Below are 19,683 nucleotides of genomic sequence, written 5' to 3'. Positions count from 1 at the left end.
GCTCCGGTTTTGGGATGAGGACAGCTCCACGTTCGCACCGTGCAGCAGGTCCGCTGCCGACCGCAAACACTGATCTTCGTGAAAGCAGATCGCGCTCCAAACCTCTCCTAAGCGATTGAGATAACTAGATTTCTAAAGATCGCAGCGAAACTGGATTTCGATCGTCAAACAAATGTTTTTTAAATTTTTCATATGTTGCATCTTCTAAAACACGAATGTAATAGAGCAAGATAGGAATGTCCCACGAGGGGACCCGGACAAGCCGGGTGCAGGGTTTATGAGCCGAGCTCTCTTCATCGACGGGGCCAACAAAGCGCGGGTAGCGCAGTTCAATCTACGCGAGGGCCGCGAGGACGAAGTCCTGATGGATGTCGCCTCGGTCGGCGTCTGCGGCAGCGATCTGCATTATTTCAAGGACGGCGGTATCGGCAGCGCGCTTATCAACGAACCCTTTGTCCCCGGGCATGAGTTCGGCGGCTATCTCTGTCAGGACGTCGAGGAGCTCGGTCTCATGCGCGGCCAGCTCGTTGCCGTCGATCCGAACAAGGCATGCGGTCGGTGCGACTGGTGCCATGAGGGCCATCCCAACCTCTGCCCCAACGTTGAATTCATTGGAGCTCCTCCCTTCGACGGCGCGATGACGGAGCGCATCTGGGCACCAAGGTCGCAGCTCGTCGCGCTACCGAATGGCTTCGACGCGCTGGATGCCGTCATGCTGGAGCCGCTCGGCGTCGCCATTCACGCCGTCGGGCTCGCCAAGCCACGCATGCTCGAACGCGTGGCCGTGCTGGGCTGCGGCCCGATCGGCCTGCTCATCGTCCAGGTGTTGAAAGCTGCCGGCGCCGGTGAGGTCCTCGCCTGCGATCCGCTGCCGCATCGCCGCGCAACGGCCGAAAAGATCGGCGCCGATCGCGTCGGGGAAAGCGCCGCCGACATTGCAGAATGGTCCAAGGGCGGCTGCCCCCTTGTACTGGAAGCGACGAATTCGCCGTTTGGCTTCCGCGACGCCGTAACCGCGACGCGCATCGGGGGGCGGATCGTGCTGGTCGGCATTCCCGACGGCGACATTTACACCTTGCCGGCCGCGGACGCCCGCCGCCGCGGCCTGAATATCAAGTTCGCGCGGCGGATGGGCGACGTCTATCCGCGCGCCATTGAGTTCCTCGCAGCGGGGAAGATCGACGTACGCTCGATCGTCACCCACCGCGTCGCGCTTGAGGAAGCGCCTGGCGTGTTCACGGCGCTGGCCGGCAATGCGCCCGGCTACGTCAAGGTCCTCGTCGATCTCAAGGGGAGTTGAACCGACGCCCGAATGGCACCTGGCCGCCACTAGCAAATGGGAGCATCACGATGAAGCCGGTGTATGCGTGAGGTGAGGTTGTGAGCGACACATCAGACAGCGAAACGACGACAATGCGTATCAACGCCGAGGACCTGGCCGAAGCGCAAATCCAGGCTCGAGCCTGCTGGTATTACTACGTCGGCGCGATGACGCAGCAGGAGATTGCCGATCGGCTCGGGTTGACGCGGCTCAAGGTCAACAAGCTGCTGGGGCAGGCACGGCAGGACGGGCTCGTCAGCGTCGAGATCAAGCTGCCGCTCGCCAACTGCGTTGCGCTGGAAGAGAAGCTGAAGGCGCGCTTCGCGCTCGACGATGTTTCGGTGGTACCCAGCCTGCCCGATCCCGATGCGCTGCAACAGGTGATCGGCGAAGCCGCGAGCACGATGCTTCACCCCCTGCTGAAGGATGGCATTGGCCTCGGCGTCGGCTGGGGCCGCACGCTCCGAGCCGCCGCGCGCACGCTCAAGCAGCGACGATTCGCCCGCAGCTGGGTGACCTCCCTGATGGGCGGCATGACGCGCGGCGCCGGCACCAACACGTTCGAGGTCGCGACCGAGTTTGCTCGGCTGATAGGCGCCGAATGCTACTACGTCGCGGCACCGATCTATTGCCCTTCGGTCGAGAGCCGTTCCACACTCCTGACGCACTACGGACTCGCGGACGTGATGCGCCGGGCTCGCGAAGGCCAGATCGCGCTGGTATCCTGCGGCGACCTGACACCACGCTCGCTGCTCGCGGCGACCCATATTGTGAATGAATCACTGGACGGACTGCGCAAGGCGGGCGCGGTCGGCGACCTGCTCGGAACGTATCTGGACGAATACGGCCGCCCGGTCGACCACCCTCTCAATTCCCGAGTCATGGCGCTGAGCCCGCAGGAGCTTAAGGCGTATCCGATCTCCATCCTGGCCTCGGGCGGGTTACCCAAGGCGCCGGTGATCCGCGGCATTCTGAACGCGCGCTATGTGCGATGCCTCGTCACGGACGAGTCGGCGGCAGCGGCGCTGCTGCAATGAGCCTGCTGCTCGCCATCGATGTCGGTACGTTGTCGGCCCGCGCCGGGCTGTTCGACGCGTCGGGCGGGCTGGTGACCGCGCGCAGTCATCCGTTCGAACTGCTGCGGCCCGCGGAAAACCACGCTGTTTATCGGATGGACGAAATCTGGGCGGCGGTATGTGCCGCCATCCGCGCCGCCATTGCCGATGCGCCGGGTGCGGCAGCTGCGATCGCGGGCGTCGCCGTCGACGCGACGTCCTCCACCTATTTCGAGGCCAAAGGCGGGCCGCCGCTGCAAGGCGATGCGGACGTGGTCTGCTGGATGGACCATCGCGGCGAATGCGAGGCAGAGGAGATTGGAGCATCCGGCGACCGTTATCTGGATCATGTCGGCGGTACGGTCTCGCCGGAGATGTATCTCCCAAAGATCCTCTGGGTAAAGCGGCACACGCCGGAGGCGTGGGCGCGCGTCACCGCCGTGCGCGACCTCTCGGACGAAGTCGCTCGCCGCATGACCGGCATCGATCGGCACTCCGTCTGCGGGCTTGCCTGCAAGTTTCCCTATTTGCCTGCCGAGCCTGATCCGTGGCGCCGCGACCTGCTCGCTGCACTTGATCTCTCCGATCTGCCGCGGCGCGGCAAGCTCGCCGAGCCGCCAGGCATGGTCGGGCAGGTTCACGGAACGGTCTCCGCGGATGCGGCGAAGGCGCTCGGCATCGCGCCGGGTGCGCCGGTCGCGATCGGATTGATCGACGCGGAAGCAGGCGCTCTCGGCGTCATGGGCCACGGATTTCGCGACAAGATGAACCGCACGCTGGCGCTGATCGGCGGCACCTCGAGCTGCTATATGTGCTGGGCCGAGGATGAACGGCACATCTCCGGGGTCTGGGGTCCCTTCAAGGACGCGGTGTTTCCCGGCTACTGGATGCACGAGGCCGGGATGAGCATTTCGGGCGCGGCGCTCGACGCCGTGCTGGACCAGCATCCCGCCAGCCCCGGCAAGGCGTCGGCAGCGCTGCATGCGGAAACCGCGCGCGATATTCTCGCGCTGCTCGATCTCGAAGGCCCCGCCTTCGGCGCGCGGCGGCATATCGTCCCCGACTGGCTCGGAAACCGCGCGCCCCATGGCGACGGTGCGGTGCGCGCGCTCGTCAGCGGCCTTGGCCTGGAGACGAGCCCACGCTCGTTCCTCGAACATTACTACGCGACGGCCCGCGCGCTCGCGCTGCAAAGCCGCCATATCCTTGAGCATCTCAACACGCGTGGCTATGCGATCGACCGCGCCTGTCTCTCCGGCGGACACACCAGGAATCCGCTGATGGTGCGCCTTTATCGTGATGCGCTTGGCGCCGACCTCGTCATCTCCCACTCGCCCGAACCGGTGCTACTCGGCACCGCGATGGTCGCCGCCGTCGCGGCCGGGCTGTATCCGGATCTGTTCGCGGCGCTCGACGCGATGGCGCCGGAGCAGACGGTCCACCAGGCCGACCCGATATGGGCGGCGGCCAACGATGCCGCCTATTCGACCTATCTCAAGCTGTTCGCCATCCGCAACGAAATCGAGGCCGAAGGTCGGCGACCAGCCGGCCGCCCCTCCGCGTCCGCAGGCGCATTCTGAACGCGATGTCTTTTCTCGTCATCAACTGGCTTCAACATTCCGTCCCCGGCTTGAGAGGTAGATGCGAGCCGCGTTGCCGCCGAAGATAGCCGCCTTTTCATCCGGTGACAGACCGGCGAGCAGGGTTTCGGCGGCGGCAATCCATTTTTCATAACCGCCGGCCAGATTGACCACCGGCCAGTCGCTTCCCCATAGCAGGCGATGGGGCCCGAAACACGCAACGACATGATCCACCGCTTTCCGCAGATCCGCAATTTGCCAATCCGGTGCGGCCTCCGTCGCCAATCCCGATAGCTTGCAGACGATGTTGGGACGTTCGGCAAGCAGCGCGACGTCGCGGTACCAATCTGCTGTCTCGCCTGTTGCAAGCCGGGGCTTGGCGCAATGGTCAAGCACAAACTGCAGATCGGGATGTTCATCGACCAGCCGCAGCAGTCGCGTTAAATGGCGCGGCAGCACCAGCGCGTCGAACGCCAGGTTGCTTCGGGCCATCGCTGCCAATAGCGGCGCTAGGCCAGGGCGGAGCAGCCAATCGTCATCGGGCATGTCCTGCACCATCGGCCGCAATCCAACCAGGAGTTTGTGCACGGCGAGCGCATCAATGCGCGCCCCGCCGTCGGCTGCGTCGAAGTCCGTCCAGCCGACCACACCCCGCACCACCTGTGCCTTCGCCGCGATGTCGAGCAGAAACATGGTCTCCGCCTCGGTCGGTGCAGCCTGCACCAGGATCGTCCCCCCGATGTTCGCGGCAGCGAGGTGAGGCGCCAGATCCGAAAGGGAAAAGTCGCGGTGGATCGGCGCGAGCGCGGGAGTGAGCCAGCCATAATCGCCGCGCGCGAGAGTCCACAGATGATGATGCGCATCGATCCGCATCAGCCGGCTACCGGCAGCGGAACAGGCGCTTCCGCAGCCAGCAGGCACTCGGCCTTCAGATCGGACCAAAGCGCCGCCGGCACGTCGCAGGACAGCGCGGCTACGTTGCGTTCGACTTCCTGCGGACTCTGGCCCCCCAGCACAACGCTCGCCACTGCCGGATGGCCCAGGGCAAAATGCAACGCCGCGGTTGGCAGGGCAACCCCATGCGCATCACAGATGCTTTCGATCCGAGCCACCCTTGCCAGGATCTCAGGTGGCGCATCCCTGTAATTGTATTTGGCGCCGCTCACCGCGCCGGTTGCCAGAATACCTGAATTGAATACGCCGCCGAGCAACACGCCGATTCCCTGTTGTTGCGCAAGCGGCAGAAACTCCGCCAGCGCCGGTTGCTCCAGCAGGGAATAGCGCCCCGCGAGCAGCATGGTATCGAATGATCCGGCTTGCGCGAAACGCACGCACATCTCGGCCTCGTTCACGCCGATCCCGATGCCCGCAACAACGCCCTCTCCGCGCAGCCGGTCCAGCGCCACGTACGCGCCAGCCATCGCTTCGCGAAACCGCTCCTCGATCGCGTCGGCGCCATGAGTCCAAACGTCGACGTCATGAATCAGCAACAGGTCCAGCCGATCGACCCCTAACCGCAACAGCGACTGTTCCACCGAACGCATCGTGCCGTCATAGGAATAATCAACCACCGCCCGGTGCGGCAACCCTCCCGCAAAACCGGCACGGTCGCCTCGACCGCGAAACGGATCCGTCCAGCGACCGACTTTGGTGCAAACGACGATATCCTGGCGCGGCACGCGCCTGATGGCGGCGCCGCAACGATGTTCGGCAAGGCCGTTGCCATAGAGCGGAGAAGTGTCGAGGAGATTGATGCCCAGATCGAAGGCACGTTTCACCGTATCAATGGCCGTGCCGTCATCCAGTTGCACGTAGAGATCACCAAGCGGCGCCGTTCCGAATCCCAGAACCGAAACCTGAAGCCGCGTCCCACCAAGAGCACGACGCGGCACCGCAAATACTGGCTTCATATTGACCGGCTCTTTTCGGCCCATCGCCCAGTCGCGGGGATGCGCCTTTACCTTGCTTGCCGTTGGGGCCCGCCCGTTGAGTGGGATAGCCCTGGCTGGATACTGATTTTGCCACCGACAAACCGTGATTGGAAGTCAATCCGGCGCACAAAGCGGCAACCGCGACGCGCCCGGGTACCTGGGAACAATGGCTGACGCTGCACGGCATTTTGCGTTGTCAAGAGCGACGTCGATTCGCGCGGGCCATGATGAGGGTCATGACTTTTTCCAATGATGCGCGACCATGCAAGCGTCCGACCAGCCGTGGAGAACAGGAGTAACCGGCCATTGGGCGCTCGACGCGCTGCGGTCGGGTTGTTAAGCCCGCCTCCGCAGGGAGACTTTGAGTCGAGACATGACCGTTGCGATCGAGATGGGCCACACAACGGCAGGCGCCCCGGCTAACCTGGACCTTGAGGAACTGCTGGCCACGCGCCTGCTGGTGCAGGGCAATTCGGGCTCCGGCAAATCCCATCTGCTGCGCCGGCTGCTGGAACAGAGCGCCCCCTGGGTACAGCAGACCATCATCGACCCCGAAGGCGACTTTGTTGCGCTTGCCGACCGTTTCGGCCACCTTCTGATCGATGCTGAGGACCATACCGAGCGGGGCCTGCAGGTCGCCGGCGAGCGAGCGCGCATACATCGCGTCTCCACGGTGCTCAATCTCGAGGGGCTCGACGCCGAGAACCAGATGCGGCGCGCCGCCGCCTTCCTCGGCGGGCTTTTCGAGGCCGCCCGCGACCACTGGTATCCGATGCTGGTGGTGGTGGACGAAGCGCAGCTGTTCGCGCCGGCCGTCGCCGGCGAGGTTTCGGACGAGGCGCGCAAACTCTCGCTCGGCGCCATGACGAACCTGATGTGCCGTGGCCGCAAACGCGGGCTTGCGGGAATCATCGCCACCCAGCGACTGGCAAAACTCGCCAAGAACGTCGCGGCCGAGGCGTCCAATTTCCTCATGGGGCGAACCTTTCTGGATATCGACATGGCGCGCGCCGCTGACCTGCTGGGCATGGAGCGGCGACAGGCGGAGGCCTTCCGGGATCTGGAGCGCGGCCAATTCATGGCACTGGGACCGGCCCTGTCCCGACGTCCGCTGGGGCTACGCATTGGTCCGACGGATACCACGCCGCGCAACGCGACCCCGCGCCTGATGCCTCTGCCGGAATCGACGTCGGACGCACACGCCATCATCCTGGCAGCACCGCCGCCCGACAATAATCGGCCCCAGCGCCGGTCGCCGCCCGACCTCCTCGGCCAGCTCATGGCGGCGAAGTCGGCGGCGCTGGAGATCCGTCCCGAATCGGTGGAGCAGCCGCTTAGCGCCGAGGCACTGGCGGAGCGGCATGAGCGCGTGGACCGCATTCTGCGCGCCGTCATGGCCGAACCCGATGCTGGGTTCCGTGCCATCGGCGTCCTCTATCAGGAGTTCGTTGTCCGTTGCCGAATAGAGGGCCTCGGTTCTGATGTGCCGGACCTGGGTGACTTCCGTCGCATGCTGACGCGCGCCCGCGCCGGGCTCGGCTCCGATATGGCTGACGATGACGGGTGGCAGGATGTCTCGGTCCGCGCCTCCCTTCTGCCGGAGGACATGCAGGGCGTCTTCATGATGATCGCCCGCGCCGCGAAGGAAGGTTGGCCCTGCCCGGGCGATGCAGCGATTGCCCGCGCCTATGGCTCACATTCGTTGCGCCGTGCGCGGCGCCTGCTGACCTACATCGAGGAGCAGGGCCTCATCGTTTGCCAGCTTGACGGTGCAGGTCGGCGGATCGTGACGCTCGTCGAACTAGCCTGGGCGACGGCACCGGGCGACCCGAATGCCGAGGAACTGCCGGCGGAGCAAGGCTGCAGCCCGGCTCTATGACGTGACGGTCAAGCGCGCACTCCGAAGATACCAAGCCGTGGGGATCACTTAAATCACACCGGCGATCCGTAAATCTTCGATCTCTGCGCTGCTTAGTTCGAGCAGACCTTTGTAGATATCCTCGTTTTGGGCACCCAGCCCCGCGCCAAGCCAGCGGATCTCGCCGGGCGTTTCCGACAGCCGCGGCACGACGCCGGGAACCGCGATCTCGCCGGCGCGCGAGTCCGTCATTTGGATGTTACCCCGGGCGCGGTATTGCGGGTCTTTGAAAATATCCGCGATGCTGAAGATCAGACTGGCCGGCACGCCTCCCCTCGAACAAAGCGCAAGGACGCTGTCGAGGTCGAGCGAGGCGACCCATTCGGCGACGATGCGGTTGACCTCGTCGCGGGCGGCCAGCCGCAGCGTCTGCGGACCATACCGTTCCGCCGAGGCCAGTTCCGGTTGCCCCATCGCTTCCGCCAGCCGCGCGAACATCTGATCACTGGTGCAGGCGATCGCGATCCAGTTGCCGTCCCTGGTCTGGTAGTGGCTGTGCGGGCAAACATTGACCGCGTCGGCGCCCATTCGCTCGCGCACATAGCCGAACTTCTGATAAGCAGGCGCGATCTCGTCGAGCACGCGAAACACCGATTCGTACAGTGCGAGATCGACGCATTGCCCCTCGCCGGTCGTTTTGCGGGCCTGCAGCGCGACCAGTGCGCCGATGGCGCCATACATGCCCGACATGTAATCGGCCAGCGAAGTCGAACCTGGAACAACGGGAATACCGCCGGGCTCGCCGGCAAGATAGGTCAGGCCGGAAAACGCGTGCGCGATGCGGGCAAAGCCCGGCTGCGTCCGCATCGGTCCATCCTGCCCGTAGGCCGAGATGCGCACCAGGATCGCACCGGGATTGATCTTCTTGAGCTCCTCATAGCCGAGCCCCCATTTTTCCAACGTGCCGGGCCGAAAATTCTCGACGATAATGTCGCATTTCGCAGCGAGGCGCTTCAGCAGTTCCCGCCCGCGCTCGGTCCCCAGATCCAGCGTTACGCATTTTTTGTTGCGAGCTTCGGAGAGCCAAACCAGCGTATCGCCGCATTCGGTATTGGTTCCAAGACGCCGAAGCGAGTCGCCGGTCTTTGGCGGCTCGACCTTGATAACCTCCGCGCCGAATTCACCGAGAATGGTGGCGCAATGCGGCCCCGCGATGAACGTCCCGAGGTCGAGGACCCGGATCCCCTCAAGTGCGCTCACGGCTTTCTCCCGATGCTGGCTGCCCGGTCGAGCAGTTTCCTGGACAACTTGATCTGCATGAGAGCGACCATCTCGCCGCTCTTGTCCTTGAGCGCCCCGCGCCCTTCGCGGCGGCCACCGCCATCGCTTCAATGACCCCGTTGGCCCAGGCAATCTGTCCGACGGTTGGCGTCAGCACCTTGTCGCTCCATCCATCATGGGGGCGCCGGAAAAGGGATAATTTTGATTTCGCGACAGCTTACATTACTCTTCAAAATTTCTCCAAATGGCCGATGGACATGGCGCTATCCGACGACGCTGGAAAGGACAAACTCGCAATATCGCTAACGACAGCCAATGCACGAGATACCGTCGCGTGGTCTATCGCAACCAAATGTAACATTCCGCAGGAAGAACTGGGTGTGCGATGGCTGACCAGTCCAGGCATCCCAGGCCTGACCGAGCAGTTAAGGCCGAAGGACATCGCCTTCTGGCTAGCGGCAGTCCATCCCTCTCATGACCAAGGCACCGAACGACCGGGCACGCTCAGCTTCGAGCAAGCTGCGGCGGTGCTCGACGGCGAGGAAGCCAGCCGCATGGTGCGCTTCGTGCACATTGAGGATCGAAACAGCTACCTCGCCGCACATGCCGGCGCCCGCCTTTTGCTGGGAAGCATTGTGGGGCACGCGGCCGACACCTTGCGGTTTCGACCGTCCGAGCACGGCAAGCCGATGCTTGTCACAGATTCGCCGAACATCGACTTCAGCCTCAGTCACGCAAGAGGTGTGGTCGCTGTCGCTGCTGCGCGTTCGCCTGTTGGTGTCGATGTCGAGCCCTTGCGAGAAATCCCCGATCTGGATTCCGTGAGTGAGATCGTCCTTGCCCGCGAAGAGCGTGAGATCCTGTGGAGCACCCCTGCCGCATTGCGGTCGCGGCTGTTTCTTCGCTACTGGACCCTCAAGGAAGCCATACTTAAGGCAGCCGCGCTTGGATTCATCATTCCACCGCATTCGGTGATCATCGACGCAGGCCCCTCACCCGCCGTTCTTTCGCTGCCAGCAGCGCTCGGGCCTGTCTCGCAATGGCGGCTGATAGCTCCCGCCGCCTGAGGGCTAAGCTATCAGTTCGCGGCGCGAGATCGTCAAAAGCAGCGACTCGGCGATTTCCTGCGAACGGCTGGCCAGAACGGAGAGCAAGGTGTCGCTCAGGCCGTGAGAGGCCTCGGAATACCCCTGGAGATGGATTTGCGGCCGAAACGCAGGGCCCGTGGCGAGCCTGTAATTGCGGTCGACAACATCGTCCTGAATATAGCGCCGTATCGGCTCCAGAAACGCGTGTGGTGTTTCCCTGTCATAGCCGGTCGCGAGGATAACGGCATCGTAGCAGGAGCGGCGGTCTTGACCGTCGAATTTATCAACTGTTCGAATCTCAATGCCTTCGACGGCCGCGAGCACCTTCGTGATTTCGCTGCGCGGATGCAATTCGATGCCCGTCGTGCCGCTGACGCGTTGCTGGTAGAGCAACCGATACAACTGATCTAGCAGATCGGAATCGACCACGGCATAGTTGGTATTTCGAAAATTGCGAACGATCGCATTCCGGCGCTCGTCCGGCTGAGCATAAATAAAATCTGTGTAATCCGGATTGAAGATTTCGTTGACGAACGGGCTGCTGTCGGACGGCTTTAACGCATGGCCGCGAAAGATCAGGTCAATGTTCGCGTGCGGAAAACGGTTTCGAAGATCGACCGTCACCTCGACCGCGCTCTGCCCTCCCCCGATAACGGCCACGCATGCCGCCTTGCCGCCGAGGCCGGCGGACTCGACCGTATCGAGGTAGCGGCTTGAGTGAAACAATCTGGAATCATCGGCGATTTTCGCGAAAACCTGCGGAATATTGGGCTTACCTCCCGCCGCGACGACCAGGTTCTTCGCCAGCCGCACCGTTTCACCGCCGGCGAAATTGCGCGAATAGACCCGCAACGAATTCACCGACTGCCCCGCTGTTACGGGTTCGATGGCAACGACAGTTTCGCCATAAGCCGCTTGTGACTTGAACTGAGCTGCCACCCACCGCAGATAATCGTTAAATTCCGTCCTGCTCGGATAGAACGTCCGGCAGTTGATGAAATCCTGCAAGCGGCCGTGCTTGTGCAGATAGTTCACAAAGGTGAACGGACTGGTCGGATCACGCAACGAAACCAGATCCTTGAGAAACGAGATCTGCATATCGCTGCCCGGCAAAAGCATGCCGCCATGCCAGGTAAATTGGCGCTGCCTCTCGACGAAAAGCGGAGCGCATTTCAAGCGTGACCTTCTGGCGCACTCGTCCAGCGCGATCGCAAGCGCGAGGTTGGACGGACCGAATCCGACGCCAATGACGTCGTGCTCGATGGCAAGCTGGTGAGACATAAAGCTCCGCTCCGTTCGCGCGTTAGGCTGTGGGTGCCGGACCGGCCGTAGCCGGTAGCCACAGCCGGTCACCAAAGAAGCGCTCGCGCAACAGCATGACCAGGGTGGCCCGCTTGTGTGGGAAATCGAAATTCTTGACCTTCGCGAATCCCGAGAGTTCGAGGTTGCGGAGTTGCTGCGAATGCGCCGCCGCCGGCTCGCCGACGATCCGCTGCGTTCGGCAATCATCCAGGAACATGTAGTGCATCAGCGACGGCAGCCATGCGCTGATGTAGTTGCGTCCACGATAGGCGTCCTCTCCGACGACAACGTGCCAGCCGCGATCGTAATCATCGGCATCGTAAAACGGGGCGATACGGTTCTCCTTGGCCCAGTAGATCTCGAAATAGCCGAACGGCGCGTCGCCGAAGCAACCGATCAGCGGCAGCATGTGCGGATCGGCCAGAATAGTGGACAGATACTTGCGATGCTTTTCGAGATCGCCGGCTTCGTCCCAGAAGGCATCGACGCGAGGATCGTTCATCCACCGGTGCAGCAGATGAAGATCATCATTCACATCCGCGACACGGAACGAGATCACCTCGGCGAGCCAGGGGATGAAGCGGGCATACACCATCCCCACCGGCTTTTGCGGACGTCGCGGATGCCGTTTGCCGTCCGTCATGACGTGCAGTTGCGGCATTGGCGGCCGCTCGGCATCGACCAGCCAGTTGTCACGACGCTGCATGACCAAATCCGGAAGCAGCACGAGGTTGCTTCCGGCCATGACAGCGAGGCCATCGTCCAGCAATTCGCGGGTAATCGGCTCCCGGACCGAATCCAGAAAAATCCGATCGAGACCCGGGCGCCATCCGAACATTGCCTCTGCAGCCGCTGAAACCGCCCGCACCGCAAGCCGCGGATCGTCGGGAGCATCGAGCATCTTCAGATGATCCAGCTGCTCATCGAGACGCAGACGCATCATCGTGGCGCCACCTGCAACGACCCGCAGCTCCGCACCGTCTTGAAGGACCGTCGCGGCGGCGCGCGGCCCGACCGGAAACGCATGGGGATCTTTCGCGGAGCTCGACGCTTTGTTCATCCGGCACTCGTATTGACGTGATTGCTTCAAACAAGACGCGATCTTCGCTCACGCACGCGATGTAAATCACTCCCGTGCAGGATGACAAGGAATGCCAACGCACCCAGTTTAGATTCCTTACAAAACCAATGAATGACCAGGCCGGGACGTTGCATGCCGTGTTCAACGCCAGCGCCGGTGGTGCCGGAACTTAGACTCAAATTTTCCGGGAGAATAAAATAGGTCTAAAGAGGCGCACCGGTCGGAACAGATGACGGCTCCATGACGTTATGCGCCCCCGCCTCGCCAGCGACAATCTTGCCATGCCGGAGCCGCACAAGGTGGTCCGCAGCGCCAAAATAGCGATCGTCGTGTGAGATCACGATGATCGTTTTGCCCAGGCGCTTCAGGTCGGGCAGCAATTCGGTGTAGAAGATGTGCCGGAACGCCGGATCCTGATCCGCCGCCCACTCATCGAACACCAGGACCGGCCGCTCCTCGAGCCAGGCATTCATCAGAGCCAGGCGCTTGCGCTGGCCGGTGGACAGATCCGTTGTCGTGAATACGCCATTTTCAACCGAAACCTTGTGCGCGACCTCCAATCGCTCAAGGTACCGCTCCGCGATATCGGGCACCATTCCCGCTCCCTGCAGAAGATCTTCAAACAGGTAGTAGTCGGAAAAGATTGTCGTGAAGAGCTGCCGATAGTCATCGCGGGTTTCCGTTACGACCGACAGGCCATCGCGAAGCACCGCGCCACTCTGCGGGGCATAAAGGCCGAGCAGCAGCTTGATGAGCGTGGTTTTTCCGCTGCCATTTTCGCCGACAATGAAAACGATGTCTCCTTGGCGGATGTGCAGGTCAATCGGGCCAAGCACGAAGGGATTGCTGCCGGGCACGGTGCGGAAGGCATAAGACACCCCGCGGAGCTCGATCGATTCGATCCTGGCCGATGCTTCCGGCGCGGTCGAAGGCGCAGCCAGCAAATCCTGTTCAGGCGTGGAGAACTGTTCCGAGAGCTCGGCGATGCGGCGCATCGCCACCTGTGCGCGGCCGAGCGCGGGCAGAATGCCTATCACCTGGTCGATAGGACCCCGCATATAGAGCAGCACCAGCACAAAGCCGCTGGAGACCGAGGCCGGACTGTCCGGCCAAAGGAACGGCCGCAGGGTCAGCGCTACGCCGATCACCACGAAGAACAGCATCGTACCGAACGCCCGTGCGGTGACGAAGAGATTGATCGACTTGGTCTGCACCGTGCTGATCTGGTCGACGGTACGCTGTAGCTTGTCGACGTACACGCGCTGCCGGCGGATGCGGTTCAGGCGCAATTCCTTCGCGCCCTCCGCGATCGCCCGGTAGTGCTTCTGCAACTCATCTTCCGAGTCGCGGGCGGCATTGAAGCCCCGAACCCCCCGCGTTCGCGCAAAGGCATGCGCCAGCGAACCCAGGATGATGACCAATCCCGTGATCAGAAACAGCGGCCACGACAATACCGCCAGGTAAACCATGCAGCCGAAAGTGATGACGACGGACACGAAGAAGGACGAGAAGAAGAACGCGAAATCGCTGATCGTATCGACGTCCTGGGTGAGAACCGGGATCAGGCGATGGGTGCGGTAAATCTCGAGTTGGTCGATCGGCGCCGCCAGAATCTTGGCCGCAAGCGACTTCCGCAGCTCGGCAATGATCCGCTGTCCGACATAATTGGCGCTTATATCGGAACCAATCGAACCAATCAGGATCAGCGAGCACAGGCCGGCAAAGGCAAAAAGCAGCGTCACGACATCGCTCTGCGACGCATAGAGGCCACGATTGACGACCGCTAGCAGCCCCGCAACACTGGCGCCGCCGACAATACCGAGGACGACGCCTCCGAGCACGGTCGGCCAATACGGCCGCAGGAGATGCAATATCTGAGCGGTCAGGCCGCTTCGTGGGATCATCATGAGTGCCGCGCTGGATTGAATGCTGGAGCGAACCTACACGGCCCGTGGTGGCACGGACAGCCGTGCCCGAGTGATGCGAATACATGATGGCAGCACCGCTATTCCAGTGCTTATTTTCCGGTCTTTTTCGATCGATTCTAATTTGTGATCGGCAACGCGTTTAATAGAAGGTCGGGTAGTATCGCCTTTGCATCGCAGCCGAAGAGCGCGTAGGACATGAATCCGGCCGCTGTATCGGACCGCGAGACCCGGAAATCGAAGCGCTCGCAGGCCAGCATCGGACAGGCCCGACTGGAGCAGGCCCGACTGGAGAATGACTTTGGATTCGCTCGTTTCCGAAACCCGCATCCAGCTTGCCGATGCCGCCGGTCTTGCTGCCCGAATGATCGATCATCTGGCCGAGCATGACATCGCCTTCGAGGATCAGGGCGGCCTGATGGTGGCGAAACTGCCGTTTGGAACCAGCTCGCTCGCCGTCGAGGCCGAGACACTCAGGATTCGTGTCGAGGCCAACGACAAGGGGCACCTCGAAATGCTGCGTTCGGTCGTAGCATCCCACGTCATCGAGTTCGCAGGCAACGAGGCACCGACGATCGTCTGGTCCGGTCATGAATCCGATGGCGGCACGTTGGCCAATTTCCGTGAAGTGCGGCTGAAGGCGGCGATCGATCTCACGCCCCGCATGCGCCGGCTGACGTTCACCGGGGACGACATCGCGCGGTTCCTGGACGATGATGACCTGCACGTCCGGCTGTATTTTCCCCCGGAGGGCCTCGCAAAGCCTGAATGGCCGTGGCCTGCCGCGGACGGACGTATCATGTGGCCCGAACCGGACCGCAGGCCTCTCACCCGCTACTACACGATCCGTCGCATCGATCTGCAGACCCGCGAGATCGACATCGATTTCGTGGTTCATGACCATGCCGGACCTGGCTCCGCATTCGGGCTCAACGCGCGAGCCGGCGCCATCTGCGGCATGGCCGGTCCGCTCGGGCGAGGTATTCGCCCGGCGCGCTGGTTTCTGCTGGCAGGCGACGAAACCGCCCTGCCCGCTATCGCGCGCATTCTCGAAACATTGCCGGCGACGGCAACAGGCGAGGTCTTCATCGAAGTCGCCGACCAATTCGAGGAAGTTCCGCTGGTCGCGCCGGCCGGTATGTCGGTTCGGTGGCTGCATCGCGGCGACCGTCCGGCCGGCACGACGCAATTGCTGGTCGATGCCGTCAAGGCCCTGCGATGGCCCGATCACCGCGAGATCTTTGCATGGGTTGCTTGCGAAGCACAGGCGCTGAAGGCGCTGCGAAACCATTTGCGCGATGAGCGAAAACTTTCCCGCGAGCAGCATCTTGCAGTCGCGTATTGGAGCCTGCGTCAGCCATGACGTCCCGGCGTCCGATACGTGGACCGTCCGGGCTGCGTTCTCCTTGCATCACATAGTTTCCACCGGGCGCTTCCCATGCACGCAGTTCTGCCAACCGAAACCGCCCCGGCGACGCGCGATGCGGCTATGCCCTTGTTCGAACTGGACCAGGTCAGCTTCGCGGTGGCAGGCCGCGCATTGCTAGAGCCGCTGACCCTGACCCTTCCCGCGCGCAGCGTCGTCGGCCTGATCGGACACAATGGCTCCGGCAAATCGACCTTGCTGAAGATGCTGGCACGGCAGCAGCCGAATTCCTCCGGTACGATCCGCTTTGAAGGGCGTCCATTGCGGGAATGGAGCGATCGGGAATACGCGCGAAAGGTAGCGTACCTGCCGCAGCAGACCCCGCCTGCCGCCGGCATGCTGGTCAAGGAGCTGGTCGCGCTGGGCCGCTATCCGTGGCATGGCGCGCTCGGCCGATTTGGCGATACCGACCGCAACAAGGTCGCGGAAGCCATGGCGCTCACCCACATCGAGCCGTTTGCGGACCGGCTCGTCGACACGTTATCTGGCGGCGAGCGCCAGCGGGTCTGGATCGCCATGCTGGTGGCGCAGGACGCCGAATGCCTGCTGCTCGACGAGCCGATTTCAGCGCTCGACATCGCCCATCAGATCGAGGTTCTGTCGCTGGTGCAGCAGCTCGCCCGCGAGCGCAACCTCGGAATTGTCGTCGTTCTCCACGACGTCAACATGGCCGCCCGCTTCTGCGACGAGATCATCGCGCTGCATTCGGGCAAGTTGATAACCCGGGGCACGCCTGACAAGATCATGACGCCGGCCGAACTTGAAACCATCTACGGCATCCCCATGGGGGTGATGCCGTCTCCGGATCAAAGCCACCTCATCAGCTTTGCGCGGTGAAGGGCCAGATCATCCGCCTCCATCGCGGCGGATCACGCGCGCCGCGGGCGCAATAGCCACACCAGATATGGGCCGGCGAGCATCATCGCGAAGATGCCGGCCGGCATCTGGAACGGGAATATCACCATCCGCCCTGCCCAGTCCGCGAACACCATCAGGGTGCCGCCAATCAGCGCGGCCAGTGCTACCTGATGCAGCGCGCGTTGCGCCCCCATCATCCGCGCCATGTGCGGCGCGATAAAGCCGACCAGGCTTAGGAGCCCGACCATCAGGGTCGCGGTCGCGGTCAACAGCGCGGTCAGCAGCATGATGACGATTCGGCTTCGCGCCATGGATACGCCCACCGAACGCGAGGCCGCCTGACCGAGCGGCAGGATATCGAGCCAGCGCGACAACATCGGCACGATCGCCAGCAGGATGATCGCGGCGACGGCCAGTATCGCAGCCTCTGTCGGACCGATCTGATAAAGCGATCCCGCCAGCAACGACAGTAGCATGCCGATGCGGGGGTCACCGGTCGCCAGCACCATGGCCATGATCGCGCCGAAGGCCGCGCTCATGGCGACGCCCGCCAGCAGCACACGCTCCGGACTGAACTCGGACCGCCGGCTGAACAGCAGAACCAGTCCGAGCACGACGAAGGCGCCGATCGCGGCGGCTGCAATCTGCTCCACCCGCGTGTGAGAGGGCAACGCGTACAGCAGCACGAGCACACCCATCGCGGCGCCATAACTGATCCCCATCACTTCCGGAGCCGCCATTGGGTTTCCGGTCATGCGTTGCAGCAGCGTGCCGGCGACCGCCAGCGTGGCTCCCGCAGCCAAGGCCGACACCACACGCGGCCAGCGCCACGGCAGAAACTCCTGGATGCCGGCCAGACCGCTCCAGCTCCAGCCCTCTGAACCGACCCCGACGGCAAGCGCGATCCAGACCACGAGCAGCAGCAAGGCCAGACCGAACAGGATCACCCGCCAGGGATGGTCGAGACGTGGTGGAACGGATGGCGTCAGGTTCCCGACCGGCGCGGTGGCCCGAAGCCGTGGCAGCAACAGCAGCAACATCGGTGCGCCGATCAGCGCGGTGGCGGCGCCAGCCGGCATTTCGCGATAGCCGGGCGGGATCAGCAGCACGAGTTCGTCGGTCAGCCACAGGAGCAGCGCGCCGCAAAGTGGCGCCCAGATCAACCGGTCACGAAATCGGCGCGCGCCTGACAGCATGACGATAGCCGGCGCGGAAAGGCCCACAAAGCCCATCACGCCGACCACGCTGACAACGGAAGCGCTGAGCGCGATCGCGATGCCCAGCGCGCAGACCCGCGCGCCGGTCAATCCGAGGCCGAGATTGCGCGCAGTCTCGTCGTCGAAACCGAGCAAGGTCAGCGGGCGGACCATCGCCGCGATCAGTGCGAAGGAAACGATAAAACGCGGCGCAAGGAATAGGACGTTGTTCCAGTCCTGCTGATTGAGGAAACCCGCGCCCCAGATGAACAGGCCGATCAAATATTCGTGGTTCAGCAATATCAGGGCCTGGGTGGTCACGGCGCAATAATAGGCAACGATCAGCCCGGCAAGCACCAGCACGACCGGCGATAGCGCACGGCGCCAGGTGAGACCGAACACGCACAGAAACGCAGCGAATCCGCCCAGCAACGCAATCCACTCGCGGCCGAAGGTAAGCAGCGACGGCGCCCAAAGCGTGGTCACAGACAGCGCGAGATAGGCGCCATTCAGGACACCGAGGGTGCTCGGTTCAGCAAGCGGATTGCGCAGCACCTGCTGACAGACCGTTCCTGCGAGGCCCAGCGCTGCGCCGGCCAGCAGCGCCACCGCTATGCGCGGAAACACCGTGTAATGCACCAGCATCTGTTGCGGATCGTTGATTTCGGGACGCCACAGCACTGGCAACCATGCGTCCGCCGGCAGAAATCCCGACAGATGTCGCCACGTCAGCGCGGCCGCTGCTGCAAACAGCAAGCCGATCAGCACCGCCGGATGCATCGCGATCCCGGAGCGGGCGGGCAGCGCCTCAACCTTGCTCATTTTTTTCCTGCGGCAGACGTTCGGCGAGAAGACGGGCGAAGCGCTCAGCTGCCGGCACGCCGCCATAGAAGAATTGATTTCCCAGCACCGTGAGCCGCCCCGACCGAAGGAACGGCAGGGTTCGCAACACTGGACTCGACGTCAGCAGCGCTTCGATATCCGCGACCCGCGAACTCATCAGGATCAACCGCGCGTCCGGAACGGCCGCGAGCACCTCAAGGCCGACGCTGGTATGTCCCCACGGACCGCTCTGCCCGGTCCATGCGTTCTTCAATCCGAACTGGTTGAGCACCTCCTGATAGAGGCTGTTCGGACCGAACACGAGCGCACGATTGCGTGCGATCTCGCTGACAAGATAGAGCGGTTTTCCGCCGCGATTGCGAAGCTGCTCACGATACCCTGTCATCGCCGTATCGAAGCGCGCAAGATAGGCTTCGCATGCGGCCTGCATGCCGACCCGCTGTGCGAGCTCCATCGTCGAACTGCGCGCCGTCTCCAGTGGATGCCGGCCAGGCTTGAAAATCGTGAAAATCTCGACCGGGGCGATCAATTTGAGCCGGGGTATTGCGGCAGTGATACTGGGATCGATGATGATGATGTCAGGCGCGAAACTCTGCAGCAGTTCGAGATTGGGCTCCGAACGCAGACCGATTTCCTGAACGCTGGACGGGATAGCCGGCTCGACGACGAGCCTGCCGTAGCGCTCGATCTCCGGAACCACCAATGGCACGACCCCGAGCGCCAGCAGGCTCTGCGCACAGGCCCAACCGAGCGCAGCAATGCGCGGCCCGGGCTGTGATGTGGCGGCCTGTGTTGCGCGCAGCGGCCAGTTGCCGAGCAGCACGCCCCCGCCAAGGCTCACGCCAGCCGTGAGAACGGCGCGGCGTGACGGCCAGCGATCGGAGACAATGACGGGATTCTTGCTCATGGGAATTGGCTCAGAGAGCTCTTGCGGCCGA

General features: G+C 63.1%; 16 protein-coding genes. 8 read left to right on the top strand and 8 right to left on the bottom strand.

Annotated elements, in window-relative coordinates:
* Positions 1-277 precede the first annotated feature (277 nt).
* The 3 genes from JQ641_RS16950 (at position 278) to JQ641_RS16940 (ending at position 3,956) form a co-directional block, all read left to right on the top strand.
* Positions 278-1,300 (top strand): zinc-dependent alcohol dehydrogenase, encoded by a 1,023-nt coding sequence (locus JQ641_RS16950; protein WP_211997116.1) that lies wholly within the window; start codon positions 278-280, stop codon positions 1,298-1,300.
* 113 nt (positions 1,301-1,413) lie between these two features.
* Complete coding sequence (locus JQ641_RS16945; protein ID WP_211997115.1) at positions 1,414-2,358, top strand: sugar-binding transcriptional regulator; 945 nt, start codon at positions 1,414-1,416, stop codon at positions 2,356-2,358.
* The gene (locus JQ641_RS16940; protein WP_211997114.1) at positions 2,355-3,956 is read left to right on the top strand and encodes an FGGY-family carbohydrate kinase; all 1,602 of its coding nucleotides are present in this window, start codon (positions 2,355-2,357) and stop codon (positions 3,954-3,956) included. The genes JQ641_RS16945 and JQ641_RS16940 overlap by 4 nt, the downstream gene beginning before the upstream one ends.
* A 21-nt stretch (positions 3,957-3,977) precedes the next feature.
* On the opposite strand, the gene JQ641_RS16935 is transcribed toward JQ641_RS16940, so the two are convergent.
* Both JQ641_RS16935 and JQ641_RS16930 read right to left on the bottom strand, forming a co-directional pair.
* On the bottom strand, positions 3,978-4,829 hold the full coding sequence (locus JQ641_RS16935; RefSeq protein ID WP_249150490.1) for an amidohydrolase family protein: 852 nt from the start codon (positions 4,827-4,829) through the stop codon (positions 3,978-3,980).
* On the bottom strand, positions 4,829-5,890 hold the full coding sequence (locus JQ641_RS16930; protein ID WP_211997113.1) for an aldo/keto reductase: 1,062 nt from the start codon (positions 5,888-5,890) through the stop codon (positions 4,829-4,831). The genes JQ641_RS16935 and JQ641_RS16930 overlap by 1 nt, the downstream gene beginning before the upstream one ends.
* A 370-nt stretch (positions 5,891-6,260) precedes the next feature.
* Here JQ641_RS16930 and JQ641_RS16925 point away from each other — a divergent pair, with 370 nt between their 5' ends.
* The gene (locus JQ641_RS16925; RefSeq protein ID WP_211997112.1) at positions 6,261-7,766 is read left to right on the top strand and encodes a helicase HerA domain-containing protein; all 1,506 of its coding nucleotides are present in this window, start codon (positions 6,261-6,263) and stop codon (positions 7,764-7,766) included.
* Positions 7,767-7,814: 48 nt separating this feature from the next.
* Here the strand turns inward: JQ641_RS16925 and JQ641_RS16920 are convergent, their stop codons facing one another.
* Positions 7,815-9,005, bottom strand: a complete 1,191-nt coding sequence (locus JQ641_RS16920; protein ID WP_211997111.1) for a CaiB/BaiF CoA transferase family protein — start codon at positions 9,003-9,005, stop codon at positions 7,815-7,817.
* Here JQ641_RS16920 and JQ641_RS38710 point away from each other — a divergent pair.
* Entirely contained in the window at positions 8,996-10,093 is a 1,098-nt protein-coding gene (locus tag JQ641_RS38710) for a 4'-phosphopantetheinyl transferase family protein (protein ID WP_211997110.1), read from the top strand. The genes JQ641_RS16920 and JQ641_RS38710 overlap by 10 nt on opposite strands.
* A gap of 3 nt (positions 10,094-10,096) precedes the next feature.
* Here JQ641_RS38710 and JQ641_RS16910 read toward each other — a convergent pair whose 3' ends face one another.
* Together JQ641_RS16910 and JQ641_RS16905 are read right to left on the bottom strand one after the other, a co-directional pair.
* Positions 10,097-11,395, bottom strand: coding sequence for a lysine N(6)-hydroxylase/L-ornithine N(5)-oxygenase family protein (locus JQ641_RS16910; protein ID WP_211997109.1), 1,299 nt, complete (start codon positions 11,393-11,395; stop codon positions 10,097-10,099).
* A gap of 22 nt (positions 11,396-11,417) precedes the next feature.
* Entirely contained in the window at positions 11,418-12,185 is a 768-nt protein-coding gene (locus JQ641_RS16905; RefSeq protein WP_349628576.1) for a GNAT family N-acetyltransferase, read from the bottom strand.
* A 138-nt stretch (positions 12,186-12,323) separates the two neighbouring features.
* On the opposite strand from JQ641_RS16905, the gene JQ641_RS37960 reads away from it, so the two are divergent.
* Positions 12,324-12,497 carry a hypothetical protein gene (locus JQ641_RS37960; RefSeq protein ID WP_249150511.1) on the top strand — a complete coding sequence of 58 codons (174 nt, stop codon included), beginning with the start codon at positions 12,324-12,326 and terminating at the stop codon, positions 12,495-12,497.
* A 203-nt stretch (positions 12,498-12,700) separates the two neighbouring features.
* Here JQ641_RS37960 and JQ641_RS16900 read toward each other — a convergent pair whose 3' ends face one another.
* A complete protein-coding gene (locus JQ641_RS16900; RefSeq protein WP_283815202.1) occupies positions 12,701-14,401 on the bottom strand; it encodes a cyclic peptide export ABC transporter in 1,701 nt (566 codons plus the stop codon).
* A gap of 322 nt (positions 14,402-14,723) precedes the next feature.
* Between JQ641_RS16900 and JQ641_RS16895 the strand changes: the two genes are divergently transcribed.
* The gene (locus JQ641_RS16895; RefSeq protein ID WP_211997106.1) at positions 14,724-15,785 is read left to right on the top strand and encodes a siderophore-interacting protein; all 1,062 of its coding nucleotides are present in this window, start codon (positions 14,724-14,726) and stop codon (positions 15,783-15,785) included.
* A gap of 75 nt (positions 15,786-15,860) precedes the next feature.
* Positions 15,861-16,685, top strand: coding sequence for an ATP-binding cassette domain-containing protein (locus JQ641_RS16890; protein ID WP_249150488.1), 825 nt, complete (start codon positions 15,861-15,863; stop codon positions 16,683-16,685).
* Between the two features lie 32 nt (positions 16,686-16,717).
* Here the strand turns inward: JQ641_RS16890 and fhuB are convergent, their stop codons facing one another.
* Together fhuB and JQ641_RS16880 are read right to left on the bottom strand one after the other, a co-directional pair.
* Positions 16,718-18,724 (bottom strand): Fe(3+)-hydroxamate ABC transporter permease FhuB, encoded by a 2,007-nt coding sequence (fhuB, locus tag JQ641_RS16885; protein WP_211997105.1) that lies wholly within the window; start codon positions 18,722-18,724, stop codon positions 16,718-16,720.
* Positions 18,711-19,652, bottom strand: a complete 942-nt coding sequence (locus tag JQ641_RS16880) for an ABC transporter substrate-binding protein (protein WP_211997104.1) — start codon at positions 19,650-19,652, stop codon at positions 18,711-18,713. The genes fhuB and JQ641_RS16880 overlap by 14 nt, the downstream gene beginning before the upstream one ends.
* Positions 19,653-19,683 lie beyond the last annotated feature (31 nt).

Source organism: Bradyrhizobium sp. JYMT SZCCT0180, assembly GCF_018130165.1.
Classification (GTDB): Bacteria; Pseudomonadota; Alphaproteobacteria; order Rhizobiales; family Xanthobacteraceae; genus Bradyrhizobium.
This window is presented reverse-complemented; position numbering and strand designations above follow the sequence as displayed.